Origin of the sequence: Metasolibacillus sp. FSL H7-0170 (genome assembly GCF_038593115.1) — a bacterium.
Taxonomy (GTDB): Bacteria; Bacillota; Bacilli; order Bacillales_A; family Planococcaceae; genus Metasolibacillus; species Metasolibacillus fluoroglycofenilyticus.
Map to the genome: position 1 here is coordinate 1,835,394 of NZ_CP151964.1, position 13,899 is coordinate 1,849,292.

Below are 13,899 nucleotides of genomic sequence, written 5' to 3' on the forward strand. Positions count from 1 at the left end.
AATATCATGTTAGCCCCGTACGACATCTATTCTAACAGAGGGGGCATTCTAAAAATTAAGTCTATATTTACAATGCAAGTCTTTTAGCGCTTTTGACAAATCATTAAAATTTTTATGTAACATTAATGAGTGAACATAGTTTAACCTATACTGATAGAATAACTACACCATTCATCCTTTAAATGGACCATACCTCCCTAGAAATCCGTCTATAGTTCCTTTAATTGAAAATTTAGTCACACTTATTTTTTTATCATGAAATAGGATATTTTTTAGACTATGAATGATGAGAAATATAGTTTTTTTGAAACAAAAATAGAAATTACTAGTAAAATATTGCTTGCAAATAAAAATGTGATTTCTAAAAATATAATAATTTCTCAAAGGAGAATGCAATGATATATCCATCAGATTTTTACCAAGAATCTTCAAAGAATATTTCTCTCCTAAACTATGAAATAATAAAGCGCTATTTACCTGATAAATCTTCAAACCTGCATTTGAAACCCTTAAAGAAAAGTCAAAATCTACACTATCAATAAAAAGCTTTTCCTCATACCCCCCTATTTCAGTAAAAACAGTGGCTCTAACTAAGTTTCCAGATGTAATTGGTACTTTGACTAGAGTAACTGATTTTTCGATTATAGGTACCTGGGTTGACAAACAAATTTTAGGACAAACTATTCCTATTTCACCATTCGTATCTTTAGCATATATATCCATCATATTTTTTATCATATTTTCGCTAGCCTGAGAGTCTTGATCTAATGTTAAAATGAACTTAAATTCTTCTTCAAGAGCTAAATTAACACCAATATTAAGTGCTTTTGCAATACCTAGATTATCTTCTAATTCAATAAAAATTAAATTTTTTCTAGACTTTAATTCCTTTATTTCTTGATAACTATAATTAGAATAATTATCAATCACATATACTTTAGCTACTTGATCATAAATATGATTAATGGTATTTTTTAAACTTATATAATCTTTATAAGACACTATTACACAACAGACTTTATTATCAATTTTCATCATATATCATAATACCTTTCTACTTCGAACTTGTTAATATCCAGAAATTCTAAAATTAGAAATTATAAAATATAGTAATATGATAATTAAAACAAACAAATACTTTAAGGTATATTTTTTATAATTCAAATAAAGCCCCGGTAAAACAAAGACGAATGCCATAAAAATTTCTGAGATTCTCCCTACTACAGCTAAATTTATAAATAAACAATTTATTGTTAACCCTAGGAAATAACTTGTTAAAATAAAACTATACTTTAAACTTCCAGTATAACCTTTTATTAAAATTAATCCCAAAACAAAAAATATAGCAATTCTGAGACTAGAACCGATACCATTAACTATATTCTCCTCGCCAATATAAGGGAAAAATCTCTCATATATTATCGGAATACCTTTAACAATGGTGAATATAAATTCTATAAAAATATTAGTAATTCCTAAAAAATAAAATAATGGTATATACATTAACCAAACGTAATATATAACCTTTTTTAGTTTTATGTTCAAAATTAAAAAGGGCATAATTATCAATATTATTATAATTGCATCATGACAATTTAAAGCAATTAAAAATAATAATATAGATTTTTTATAATTAACTTTATAATATGCTAGTGCCAAAAATAAAAAGGAGAATGCCAACCCAGCCCTCAAAGTTATAAAATTAAAAACATATCCAAATGTAAATACGTATAAAACTAATGGAACAACATATTTTATAGATCTTTGAATATATAGAGTTCCATTTACTTCATACTTATAAAATATTCTAATACCTTTATATATTAAAGTTAAATTTAAAAGAGTGATTATAAAAAAGAATACTTGGTGATTATTACCTCCTATTAATTTTATAATAGTTGCTAGCGTAACAAAACCTGGTTCAAAATAAGTAAGGTTCATATTTTGGATTAAATTATTTCCTAAAGCATTATAAAACTCTTTATACGCTATAGTATCAGGTATATCTTCACTTCTATAAGTTGCAAGTAATGCAACAGCAAAAATATATATATATGCTATTATCTTATTATTTATTTTTACTTTTAATGAAATTAAAAATAAAAATAGGCTAAAACATACTAATATAAAAAAAATTATCATTTCTCCACCGTCTACTCTTAATTTTAGTAGTTAAAATATCACTTTTTTTAATCCCCTATATTTTACTCCACCACTCACGATTCGCCAAATACCACTCAATCGTCTCAACAATTCCTGTATCAAACGTATACTGTGGCTTCCAACCCAATTCCGTCTCTAGCTTCGTTGGATCAATTGCATAACGACGGTCATGACCTAATCGATCATCTACATGTTTAATTAAATCCTTCGACACCTTTAAATAGTCGACGATTAAATGAACGATTTCATTATTTGTACGCTCATTATGACCACCTACATTGTACACCTCGCCTGACTTACCTTTGTGAATCACTAAGTCAATGGCTGCACAATGATCTTTTACATGTAACCAGTCACGCACGTTTTTGCCATCACCATAAATCGGTAACTCTTTGCCTTCAAGTGCATTCGTTACCATTAAAGGAATTAGCTTTTCTGGGAAATGATATGGACCATAGTTATTTGAACAGCGTGTAATATTCACATTCATACCAAACGTTTCTGCATACGCAAGCACTAACATATCTGCGCCAGCCTTACTTGCTGAATATGGGCTATTTGGTGCTAACGGCGTTGTCTCTGTGAAATAGCCTGTTTCACCTAAGCTTCCATATACTTCGTCAGTCGATACTTGTACATATTTTTCAATATTATTCGCTTTCGCTACGTCCAGTAAGTTCTGTGTGCCTAACACATTCGTTTTCACGAATACACCTGGATCTGTAATACTACGGTCTACATGTGATTCTGCCGCAAAGTTTACAATCACATCGATTTTATGTGTTTTAACTAAATAGTCTACTAGCTCATAGTTGCCAATATCGCCACGTACAAATGTATAACGTTCATTATTTTCTACGTCTTTTAAATTATCAAGATTACCAGCATATGTTAATAAGTCTAAATTAATAATTTGATAATCTTGATGCTGCTCAAGCATATAATGTACGAAATTACTGCCGATGAAACCAGCACCACCGGTAATTAAAATATTTTTAGTCATGTTATTGTAGCTCCTTTAAATATCGTGATAATGCATCCTGCCATGTTGGTAATGCTGAAAACACTTCAGCTAATTTTGATTTATCCATTTTTGAATTAGCTGGTCGTTTAGCCTTTGTCGGATACTCTGCTGTTGTAATTGCTTTTACAGCAGTCGCTTTACCTGCCTCATTAAATATAGCTTCCGCAAACTGTGCCCAACTGCAAAAGCCTTCATTTGAAGCATGATAAATTCCGTACCTTTCTGTCTGTACCATGTCAAGTAGCACTTTAGCTAAGTCAACCGTATACGTTGGGGAGCCTAACTGATCTCCTACCACTGACACCGTTTCATAGCTCTCTGCTAAACGTAGCATCGTCTTCACAAAATTATGCCCATTCTTCCCGAAAACCCATGAAATACGCACGATAAAATACTTTTCAAGCAGTTGTTGCACTACTTTTTCACCTTGTAGCTTCGTTTCACCGTAATAGCCAATCGGATTTGTCTTATCTGTTTCCTTGAAAGGCTGATTACCTTGTCCATCAAATACATAATCTGTGCTAATATAAACGAACTTCGCATGATGCTTAGCTGCTGCCTCAGCTAAATATTTCGTCCCGTTCACATTAACGTTGTAGCAAGTATCACGGTCTTCCTCTGCTTTATCCACAGCTGTATACGCTGCACAATGAATAATGACATTAGGCTTCACTGAGGCTATGCAATTCTTAACCGCCTGCTCATCTGTAATGTCTAATTCCTTAGAAGAGGTACCAACAATATCGATACCTCGTTTCTTAGCTTCTTTTAAAACATCATATCCTAACTGCCCACTAATCCCCGTTACAAAGATTTTCATTTTGTCTCACCGTATACAAAATTATTATCCATTTCAGCAAATGAAACAGCCTTTTCATCCTTTGCAGATAGTATGGGTGACGTCGAAATTTGCCAATCAATGGCTAATGTTTCATCGTTCCACTTTACACTTCGATCGCAGTCAGCAGCATAATATTCATCTACTTTGTACTGTACTTCACAATTTTCTGTCAGTGTATAAAAACCATGTAAAAAGCCTTTTGGGACAAGTAATTGTTTTTTATTTTCAGCAGTAAGCTCAAAGGCTTCCCATTTGCCATATGTAGGTGAACCTTTTCGTACATCGACAATTACATCTAAAATGGCGCCGCGTGTACAACGTACTAACTTTGTTTGTGCTTTTGGCTCTAACTGGTAATGTAGACCACGTAACGTACCCTTTGTTTCCGATAATGAATGATTATCCTGTACAAACTCGATATCGATACCGATTTTTTGGAATGATTCCTTATTGTATGATTCCATAAAGAAGCCTCGGTGATCTCCGAAAACAGCTGCTTCGATAATGTAAGCATCCTGTAATGTTGTTTCAATTTTTTTCATTACGCTCGCTCCTACAGTTTATAAATTGGCTGGTTGCCATTTGCTAATCTGATTAAATATTGACCATATTGATTTTTTTTCAATGGCTCTGCTAATTCTAATAATTGCTCTTTTGTAATATAGCCCTTTACATAAGCAATTTCCTCTAAACAGGCAATTTTTAAGCTTTGACGTTTTTCTACCGTTTCTATAAACTGCGACGCCTCTAATAATGATTCATGCGTCCCTGAATCAAACCATGAAAAACCGCGTCCTAAAATTTCAACGTGTAAGTCACCTTGTTCTAGGTAGACTTTATTTACATCTGTAATTTCAAGCTCACCACGATCAGAAGGTTGAATATTTTTTGCAATTTCAACGACACGGTTATCATAAAAATATAACCCGGTTACAGCATAGTTTGATTTTGGCTGTGCCGGCTTTTCCTCAATTGATTTTGCAACACCATTTTCATTGAACTCTACTACACCAAATCGTTCCGGGTCATTAACATAATAACCAAATACCGTTGCGCCTTCTTCACGTGAGACAGCATTTTGTAATAACTTCGTTAAACCGTGTCCATAATATAAATTATCGCCTAAAATTAAAGCGACCGAGTCATCACCAATGAATTGTTCACCGATAATAAACGCTTGCGCTAAACCATCTGGAGAAGGTTGTACTGCATACTCTAATTTGATACCTAGGTTCGACCCATCTCCTAGTAACTGCTCATAACGTGGTAAATCCTCTGGTGTTGAAATAATTAAAATCTCTTTAATCCCAGCTAACATTAAAACTGATAGTGGATAATAGATCATCGGTTTATCGTAAATTGGTAGTAATTGTTTTGATACTACTTTTGTTAATGGGTAAAGGCGTGTGCCGCTACCACCTGCTAGGATAATACCTTTTGTCATCATTTCACCTCTAACTTTAAGAAAATAGTTTTTCTTCCTTCATAATCAATTCATCCCATAAAAATTCTTCTTTTATATTATTAACCTCTTTTTTCATCAATAATATTTGTTTTTTATTCAAACTTAAAATTACTTCATCCCATTTGTTAAAATCTTCAAATATCGCTGTTTCTCTATTCTTAAAATAAATCATTGTTTCATCCAATTTAGTAGATATAAACGGTATACCAGACGTTATATAAGTAGAGGCCTTAGTAGGATAACATAAATTATAGTATAATCTATCTTCTGCATAAGGTATTACTCCCATATCACATAAAGACATTATTTTCATTGCCTCTTGTTCCTCATAAGCACCTAAATAAAATACATTTTGAATAGACATTGTATTATTATTTATCCATTCTCCACCTGATCCTAATAAATATAACTCTACCTCCAAAACCCTAGAAAAAAGCTCTAATAACTCTTCAATCTGCCTTCCTTTATTTAAAGTACCAGCATAAACAAACTTCAATTTTTCATTTTTATTAATTGGAGAAGTGAATTCATTTGGAATTTTCCTGACTATGTCTCCCCCATTAATAATCGTAAAACAAAGATTTTTATCAATATTATATTTCCTGATGGCATACTGTCTCATCTTTTTAGAAGCAAAAATATATTGGACATCATTTAAATTGAATAAAACCTCTCGTTCCAGTAAATCGTATTTTTCAGTAATTGAATTTAATTCTAAATCAATGGATTGTTCATAGTTCAAATCATTAATTTCTATTATAAGTTGATTTTGTTTTGCTGCCCTATTTAAGATCAAATTTAAGATTTTAGCATAAAAGTGATACTGTACTAAATGTAATTTATATATACCTTGAGTAAGTGTATTTCCATTTATCACCACTTTATTGTTCTTAGAAAACAAAAATAGCCATGAGACTCTCACTAAAGAACACAATCTGTTTAAAATCCCTCTAGGGAAAACATTCAAAATTTTATACTCTTTATTTTTCAAAAACTTATAAAAGGCTTTATTTCTCGAATTTCCACCTTCATACGTATTTGAAGAAAGTAATGTTATCAATATTTTAATAGCTATATCATTCCTTTAACTGTTACCTATAAAATTCATTTACTATATACTGTAAGGACTCTTTAATATATTTTGCTCTTTTCTCCACACCTAATAATCCAGTTACAGAGTTCTCAAAATGTATTAATTTTAAACAATTATCATAAAAACATTTTTTGTTATGCTTTCTAATACTTTCAGCAATAAATGCTTCTTCACTATATAAAAAAGCTCCGTACTTTTCTGTACTCAACGATTTCATAAATTTAGGATTTAAAATAAAAAAGCAACCATGAGCCGAATAAACGAATTGGCTTTCCTTTTCTAAAGTATTTTTATTTCTTGCTTTAAACGTGGCTAACTTAGCATATACATATGCAAAATATTTATTGCTATGGATTTTTATTATGCGATTCAACTTTTCTAAACTATGTCTTTCAAGATATTGTGGATTTTGAAAAGTTTGAGTGGTAGGTGAATAAATAGAAGGAGCTATACACCAAATATCTTCACTATATTTATTAACATATAGTTTCTCAAAAAATTTCTCATCTTCAATTAAAATATCGGTATTACTAACAACGCTCCATTTTATATCACTTTTTATTTCACATTCTAAAAATTTTTCGTATCCATAAAAACATCCATTTAGGTACCCCAGATTCTCATCTGGTATATACACTTTTATGTTTAAATTAATTTTTGAGAGCTCATCTTCTAAATTAAATTCAACATTTTCAGTTGATTTATTATTAACCACCACTAACCTTAAATTTTCCGCTATAGTTTGTTTGGTTAGCATTTTTGCGTACTCTATAACTTCCTGTTCATTTGCATAATTAATAACCGTTATTACTATACTACTCATTTTTACTCCACACCACTCGCTTAACATAATCCGTATAACTCAAAATAATTCTCAAAACCTTGTCACTAACATTCGGCATCGAGTAATCGGCTACTAAACGCAAAATATTCAACTGCTGTGTTTCTAATACCGTTAAGCCCTGCATAACCCGCTCTACACCAAGACCAACCATCATAACAGCTGCCTCTTCCATCGCCTCTGGACGCTCGTGAGCTTCACGAATATTGAGTGCACGGAACCCTAAAATTGAAGACTCTTCACTAATAGTTCCACTATCACTTAAAACCGCCTTCGCTTTTACTTGCAACTTATTATAATCATTAAATCCTAATGGCTTTAATGTTCGTACTAATGGATTAAAAACAATGCCTTTTTCCTCAATCATCTTACGCGTACGCGGGTGTGCGCTAACAATAACTGGAAAACCATATTTCTCTGCAATCGTATTTAACGATTCCACTAGATTAAAGAAATTGCGTTCCGAGCTAATGTTTTCCTCACGGTGCGCTGATACGAGGAAATATTTGCCTTCCGCTAAATCTAGTCTTTCCAACACATCTGATTTTGCAATATCCTCTTTACGTGAATTTAATACCTCAAACATCGGACTACCTGTTTTAATAATACGGTCTGCTGGCAAGCCTTCGCGTAATAAATATTCACGTGCAATATCACTATACGTCAGATTAATATCTGCTGTATGATCTACAATTTTTCGATTTGTTTCCTCTGGTACGCGTTGGTCAAAGCATCGGTTTCCGGCCTCCATATGAAAAATTGGAATTTGACGACGTTTGGCTGCAATGGCACATAAACAGCTATTCGTATCGCCTAATACTAAAAAGGCATCTGGTTGTACTTCTGCTAAAATGGGATCAATTTTAATTAAAATATTGCCGACAGTTTCAATAGCTGTACCTGTTGCAGCATTTAAAAAATAGTCTGGTTTTCTCAAATTAAAATCATTGAAAAAGACTTCATTTAATTCATAATCATAGTTTTGCCCTGTGTGTACTAAAATATGTTCAATCGCTTCTGATTGCTCTAATTTATGGATAACTGCTGACAGACGAATAATTTCTGGTCTTGTCCCTACAACCGTCATCACCTTTAGTTTTTTCATGTTATACCTCCAAAAACATCGTATCTGGACGCTCTGGGTCGTACAGCTCGTTCACCCACATCACAGTTACCATATCTGTTTCACCTAAATTTTCGATATTATGTGTGTAGCCAACTGGAATGTCAACTACCTCAAGTTTTTCACCACTTACAAAATATTCGATTACTTCTTGTGAGCCAATTTTACGAAAACGAATGACACCTTGACCGCTTACAACTAAAAATTTCTCGTTTTTTGTATGATGCCAGTGATTGCCCTTCGTAATCCCAGGCTTCGATACATTAATAGAAACCTGACCACGATCTGCCGTGCGAATGAATTCTGTAAACGAACCACGCTGATCGACATTCATCTTTAATGGATAGCTAAATTGGTCCTCTGGTAAATAGCTTAAATACGTACTATATAATGCCTTCGTAAATGAATCCGTCATCGTTGGAATCGCTCGTTCCTCGCGGCTACGTTTAAATGAATGCAGTAGCTCTACAATGTCACCCAGTTGCTTAGTATGCACCGCTGGAATTTCACAAAAAGCGTCTACACGATTTACTTTACCATTTAGTACATTCACAAATTCCTCAATAACATCATCAATATACACTAAGTTCATCGAAACAGATGAATCATTTACCGTAATGTCTAACTCACGACTAATGTTATAACAAAACGTTGCAATAGCACTATTGTAATTCGGCTTGCACCATTTCCCAAAAACATTGGGTAGTCTGTAAATATAGACATTTGCACCTGTATTAGCTGCATAATCACGAACAGCCTCTTCCCCTGCTCGCTTACTCGCACCGTACGCATTGTCACGCTCCGCTTGTGTAGAAGATGTTACTAATACCGGACAAGTAGGATTATATTGCTTTAAAATCCCAACTATCTTACCAGTAAAATCGCGATTACCTACCATAAACTCCCCTTCATTTAGCGGGCGATTAATGCCTGCTAAGTGATAGACGAATGTCGCTTGCTGTAACGCATTTTCCAATTGTTCTTCTGTCGTTTCACGGGTAATTTGAACAATTTGGTTATAACCCTTTGCCTGTAAATCAGCCACTAAGTTTTTGCCAATAAAGCCATTTGCACCTGTAATTACAATTGTCATTTTGCTCTCCAAGCCTCCAGCTCACTGCGAACATAATCTAACTCTAATAATTTTTCCTTCACTTCTTCAATCGTTAGGCGGTACGTGTTATGTGAGTTATATTCTTCTGCAGCCGATAAATTTTTATCGCCCTGTTCGAAAAACTTACCATAGTTTAAATCACGCGTGTCAGCTGGTACACGGTAAAATCCAGTCATATCTTCAGCAACCACATATTCTTCTCGTGTTAATAATGTCTCGTACAACTTTTCACCGTGACGTGTTCCAATCACACGGACCTTATTGTCCACTTCAAATAGCTCAAGTAACGCTTTTGCCAAATCTTCTATCGTCGAAGCAGGTGATTTTTGTACCATAATATCACCTGCTTTTGCGTTTTCAAATGCAAATATTACTAGTTCTACAGCTTCTTCCAAGCTCATTAAATAGCGTGTCATTTCTGGATCTGTCACCGTAAGTGGCTCACCGTTTTTAATTTGTTCAATGAATAGTGGGATAACGGATCCCCGTGATGCCATAACATTCCCGTAGCGTGTTCCACAAATAAGTGTCTTGTCAGGATTCACCGTACGGGCTTTCGCCACGAAAACCTTTTCCATCATTGCTTTAGAAATACCCATAGCGTTAATTGGATAAGCCGCTTTATCAGTTGATAGGCAAATTACCTTTTTTACACCTGCTTCGATTGAGGCATTTACTACGTTTTCAGTTCCAATAACGTTCGTCTTTACTGCTTCCATCGGGAAAAATTCACAAGAAGGTACTTGTTTGAGTGCTGCTGCATGGAACACATAATCTACGTCATGTAATGCATTTTTAACACTATTAATGTCGCGTACGTCACCAATATAAAACTTAAGCTTATCGTTTTGATATTTTTTACGCATATCATCCTGCTTTTTCTCATCACGAGAAAAAATGCGAATTTCCTTTATATCTGTATGTAAAAAACGTGTCATAACAGCATTTCCGAAAGAACCTGTTCCACCTGTAATGAGTAATGTTTTATTTTTGAACATATGATTACCTCTTATAATTTATTTAAAATGCTTCATAATAATGTCATATGAATGCTGAACCGTATAATTCTCTTCTAAATATTGTCTCGCATTCTCCCCTATTTGCTTACGAAGTTGTCGATTTTTGAACATATGTAACCCCTTATTAAAGTCCCCTACTTGTCGACTTTCACACCAATAACCAAATTGTCCTTCTTCAATTATTCTTCCAATATCCGTATTGACATCTGTTGCAGCTAATACTGGCATAGATGCTTGCATATATGAAAGTAATCTTGATGGGAAATTCGGTATTGTAAACCGATTATCTAAAAAAATTAAACCAACATCACAAGAGTTTGCTAATAACTCATAATCATTTTTAGGTAGCTGTGAGAATAATTGCGCATTTTTAGGTTTTTCTGTTTCAAAAAACGAGGATAACTTTTTATACTCCGTACCAGAGCCTGCAATAACGAAATAAATATCCAGATCTGTTACATTTGCTTTTAAACAATCGATTAAGAAATCGATTCCCTGTGGTTTCCCAAGATTTCCACCATAAATAAAAACAATCTTATCTACTGGAATATTGTATTTTTCTCTAATTGCTTTTTTCGTAGAATCCTCTATTTGTATTGACATAGGTTCTATACTATTTGGACAAACTTCTACGATATTAGCATCAATTTCAGGATTATGTTGTACCACAAAATCTACATTTGCAGGTGACATACAACCGATATAATCAGAGTTTGAATATAACTTCTTTTCCTTGTAAGTAAAGTATTTATTAAAAACACTTTTTTCGCTGAACATTCCTAAATCAACTGCATTTTGCGGGAAGATATCCTTTAATAATAAATAGGATTTTGCTTGATCACGTTTTTTTATGTACGTAATTACCTTTTCAAACGTAATAGGGGGCGTAGAGTAAAGTACTAAATCAAATTTAATGTCAGAAAAATATTTTTGTATAGCTTTTAAAAACTGTCCCTCTATTCTTAATGTTGCAACCCCCTTTTCAATAAGGTTTGTTTTCGTCAAATTACCAATCTTTACCCTTAAGAAAGTAACACCTTTTTCTTTTATAAGCTCTGTTTCCTGATTTAGCCTTTTTTCTCTAGGATTAGCTACAAATACACTATGGCCTTCATCTCTAAATTTTCTTATTAAATCTGTATACAGTCCTCTCTCCTCTACATCGTTTAATGTCCCGATTGTTAAGAATAATATATTCATGTGTACCTTCCTATTCTCCTAAAACTTCATCAATACTACAAAGCATACACTATAAATTTCGAATATTTTTTTTGAATCAAATAAATGCTTCTTGAATGTATTTTTGTTCAGTTACTCACACATGAAGTGTTGATATTGCTAGTAAATTTACCACGAAATTTATTATTATTTCCATCGATTTCTCTTCAACAATCAACACTCGCCTGTATTTTATAATATTTATTATTCGCAACATCAACTACTATTGATTTCACTAAATTAGAATCTAGTTCCGATATCGTTTTCAAAAGTAAGCACAATTCTTCATTTCCAAGTGTATTCGCCTTGCCAACATGAATTTTAGGATACACATTCTCCTCCTGAATCTCCTCAGGGTTTAAAAGTTCCTCATACATCTTCTCACCAGGACGAATACCTGTAAACTCAATCTGAATCTCATCTTCCGTAAACCCAGAAAGTCGAATCACATTCTTCGCTAAATCCACAATTTTTACTGGCTCGCCCATATCTAACACAAACACTTCGCCACCTTTAGCTAATGCACCCGCCTGCAAAACGAGTCGACTTGCTTCTGGAATTGTCATGAAGTAACGCGTCATATCTGGATGAGTTACCGTTACTGGACCACCCGCTGCGATTTGGGCTGTAAAACGTGGAACTACTGAACCACGCGAGCCGAGTACATTACCAAATCTAACTGCCGCAAAGTTCGTTTTGCTTCGTGACGCTAAATCTTGCACAACCATTTCCGCGATTCGTTTTGTAGCACCCATTACATTCGGTGGGTTAACCGCTTTGTCTGTCGAAATCATAACAAAACGTTTCACACCATACGTATGAGCTGCCTCTGCAATATTTTTAGTACCAAAAATATTATTTTTTACTGCTTCACGGGGATTATACTCCATTAGCGGGACATGCTTGTGGGCCGCGGCATGATAAATAACATGCGGCTTATACTGCTCGACTATCTCAAAAATGCGTTCTCGATCTTGAATATCTGCAATTATTGGAATGATAACCGAATCGCTTTCAATTTTTTCTTGAAGTTCCATACTAATATTGTAAATTGAGTTTTCACCATGTCCTAATAGGAGTAGTTTTTTCGGTTGGAACTTCATCACTTGACGACAAATCTCAGAACCAATTGAGCCACCTGCACCTGTTACTAAAATGACTTTATCGGTCAATTTTTCCGAAATGGCAATTATATCTAGCTTTACTTCTTCACGACCGAGCAAATCATTAATATCGACATCTCTCAGCTCATTAACAGAAACTTTACCCGTCATGACATCTTCAATTTTTGGCATGATTTTAATTTTTACATTTGCTGTTGCGCATTTATCATAAATCGTTTTGATGCCTGCTTTTGAAAGCGAAGGGATGGCAATAATAATTTCATCAATTTGCTTTTTTTCTACGATTTTCGCAATATCGTCTATTGTTCCCCAAACAGGTAAGCCCATTATATTTAAATGCTTTTTATTAACATCGTCATCGACAAAGCCAACTGCCTGTATGTCTTTTTCACTTGTATTTTGAAGATTCTTTGCAAGCATTGAGCCACCTTGTCCTGCTCCGACAATTAATACACGCTTAATATTAGTAGGATTTTTAAAAGATTCCTTATCGTGTAACAACCTTAATAAAAACCTTGAACCTCCAATCATAATAATATGCAACAGCCATGTTACTGCCATCACTCGAAAGTAAATATCATTATTAATAAGTTGCTGTAAAATACTTGCTGAAATTACAGAAATCGTTACCGCATATGCAATAGTTAATAACTCACGAACAGACGCAACACTCCACACTCTCGTATAAAGCTTATAAAAATACGCGGCGATGTGATGACTTATTAACAAAGTAATCGCACTCAGTACAATTACTTTATCTGAATAAACATTTAATGTAGGGTGTAGTAGCCAATAACTCATAAAAATTGCAGAGAGAACAATACATGAGTCCATTATAAAAAATATGATATATCTTAACTTATAACTCATTTTT

13 protein-coding genes are annotated in these 13,899 nt (G+C 33.6%); all 13 read right to left on the reverse strand.

Features of this window, described 5'->3' with window-relative positions; all coding sequences use genetic code 11:
• Positions 1-171: 171 nt before the first annotated feature.
• Positions 172-1,038, reverse strand: coding sequence for a glycosyltransferase family 2 protein (locus tag MHH70_RS08540; protein ID WP_342473076.1), 867 nt, complete (start codon positions 1,036-1,038; stop codon positions 172-174).
• Between the two features lie 30 nt (positions 1,039-1,068).
• Positions 1,069-2,142 carry an EpsG family protein gene (locus MHH70_RS08545; RefSeq protein ID WP_342473077.1) on the reverse strand — a complete coding sequence of 358 codons (1,074 nt, stop codon included), beginning with the start codon at positions 2,140-2,142 and terminating at the stop codon, positions 1,069-1,071.
• A gap of 55 nt (positions 2,143-2,197) precedes the next feature.
• A complete protein-coding gene (rfbB, locus tag MHH70_RS08550) occupies positions 2,198-3,166 on the reverse strand; it encodes a dTDP-glucose 4,6-dehydratase (protein WP_342473079.1) in 969 nt (322 codons plus the stop codon).
• A gap of 1 nt (position 3,167) precedes the next feature.
• Positions 3,168-4,007, reverse strand: a complete 840-nt coding sequence (gene rfbD, locus MHH70_RS08555; protein ID WP_342473080.1) for a dTDP-4-dehydrorhamnose reductase — start codon at positions 4,005-4,007, stop codon at positions 3,168-3,170.
• Positions 4,004-4,570 carry a dTDP-4-dehydrorhamnose 3,5-epimerase gene (gene rfbC / locus MHH70_RS08560; RefSeq protein WP_342473082.1) on the reverse strand — a complete coding sequence of 189 codons (567 nt, stop codon included), beginning with the start codon at positions 4,568-4,570 and terminating at the stop codon, positions 4,004-4,006. Before rfbC ends, rfbD begins: the two co-directional genes overlap by 4 nt.
• Positions 4,571-4,581: 11 nt before the next feature.
• Positions 4,582-5,472: a glucose-1-phosphate thymidylyltransferase RfbA gene (rfbA, locus tag MHH70_RS08565; RefSeq protein WP_342473178.1), complete on the reverse strand. Its 891-nt coding sequence runs from the start codon at positions 5,470-5,472 to the stop codon at positions 4,582-4,584.
• A 16-nt stretch (positions 5,473-5,488) separates the two neighbouring features.
• Complete coding sequence (locus tag MHH70_RS08570; protein WP_342473083.1) at positions 5,489-6,460, reverse strand: hypothetical protein; 972 nt, start codon at positions 6,458-6,460, stop codon at positions 5,489-5,491.
• A gap of 124 nt (positions 6,461-6,584) precedes the next feature.
• Entirely contained in the window at positions 6,585-7,409 is an 825-nt protein-coding gene (locus MHH70_RS08575; protein ID WP_342473084.1) for a hypothetical protein, read from the reverse strand.
• Entirely contained in the window at positions 7,402-8,532 is a 1,131-nt protein-coding gene (gene wecB, locus MHH70_RS08580; protein WP_342473085.1) for a UDP-N-acetylglucosamine 2-epimerase (non-hydrolyzing), read from the reverse strand. Before wecB ends, MHH70_RS08575 begins: the two co-directional genes overlap by 8 nt.
• 1 nt (position 8,533) lies before the next feature.
• The gene (locus MHH70_RS08585) at positions 8,534-9,643 is read right to left on the reverse strand and encodes a capsular polysaccharide biosynthesis protein CapF (protein ID WP_342473086.1); all 1,110 of its coding nucleotides are present in this window, start codon (positions 9,641-9,643) and stop codon (positions 8,534-8,536) included.
• On the reverse strand, positions 9,640-10,662 hold the full coding sequence (locus tag MHH70_RS08590; protein WP_342473087.1) for a nucleoside-diphosphate sugar epimerase/dehydratase: 1,023 nt from the start codon (positions 10,660-10,662) through the stop codon (positions 9,640-9,642). Before MHH70_RS08590 ends, MHH70_RS08585 begins: the two co-directional genes overlap by 4 nt.
• 18 nt (positions 10,663-10,680) lie before the next feature.
• On the reverse strand, positions 10,681-11,883 hold the full coding sequence (locus MHH70_RS08595; protein WP_342473088.1) for a glycosyltransferase family 4 protein: 1,203 nt from the start codon (positions 11,881-11,883) through the stop codon (positions 10,681-10,683).
• Positions 11,884-12,068: 185 nt separating this feature from the next.
• A complete protein-coding gene (locus MHH70_RS08600; protein ID WP_342473089.1) occupies positions 12,069-13,895 on the reverse strand; it encodes a nucleoside-diphosphate sugar epimerase/dehydratase in 1,827 nt (608 codons plus the stop codon).
• Positions 13,896-13,899 lie beyond the last annotated feature (4 nt).

Bases quoted from the DNA above. Each gene is read 5' to 3' on its own strand.
- MHH70_RS08540 (WP_342473076.1), bottom strand. From the start codon at position 1,038: ATGATGAAAATTGATAATAAAGTCTGTTGTGTAATAGTGTCTTATAAA.
- MHH70_RS08545 (WP_342473077.1), bottom strand. From the start codon at position 2,142: ATGATAATTTTTTTTATATTAGTATGTTTTAGCCTATTTTTATTTTTA.
- rfbB (WP_342473079.1), bottom strand. From the start codon at position 3,166: ATGACTAAAAATATTTTAATTACCGGTGGTGCTGGTTTCATCGGCAGT.
- rfbD (WP_342473080.1), bottom strand. From the start codon at position 4,007: ATGAAAATCTTTGTAACGGGGATTAGTGGGCAGTTAGGATATGATGTT.
- rfbC (WP_342473082.1), bottom strand. From the start codon at position 4,570: ATGAAAAAAATTGAAACAACATTACAGGATGCTTACATTATCGAAGCA.
- rfbA (WP_342473178.1), bottom strand. From the start codon at position 5,472: ATGACAAAAGGTATTATCCTAGCAGGTGGTAGCGGCACACGCCTTTAC.
- MHH70_RS08575 (WP_342473084.1), bottom strand. From the start codon at position 7,409: ATGAGTAGTATAGTAATAACGGTTATTAATTATGCAAATGAACAGGAA.
- wecB (WP_342473085.1), bottom strand. From the start codon at position 8,532: ATGAAAAAACTAAAGGTGATGACGGTTGTAGGGACAAGACCAGAAATT.
- MHH70_RS08585 (WP_342473086.1), bottom strand. From the start codon at position 9,643: ATGACAATTGTAATTACAGGTGCAAATGGCTTTATTGGCAAAAACTTA.
- MHH70_RS08590 (WP_342473087.1), bottom strand. From the start codon at position 10,662: ATGTTCAAAAATAAAACATTACTCATTACAGGTGGAACAGGTTCTTTC.
- MHH70_RS08595 (WP_342473088.1), bottom strand. From the start codon at position 11,883: ATGAATATATTATTCTTAACAATCGGGACATTAAACGATGTAGAGGAG.
- MHH70_RS08600 (WP_342473089.1), bottom strand. From the start codon at position 13,895: ATGAGTTATAAGTTAAGATATATCATATTTTTTATAATGGACTCATGT.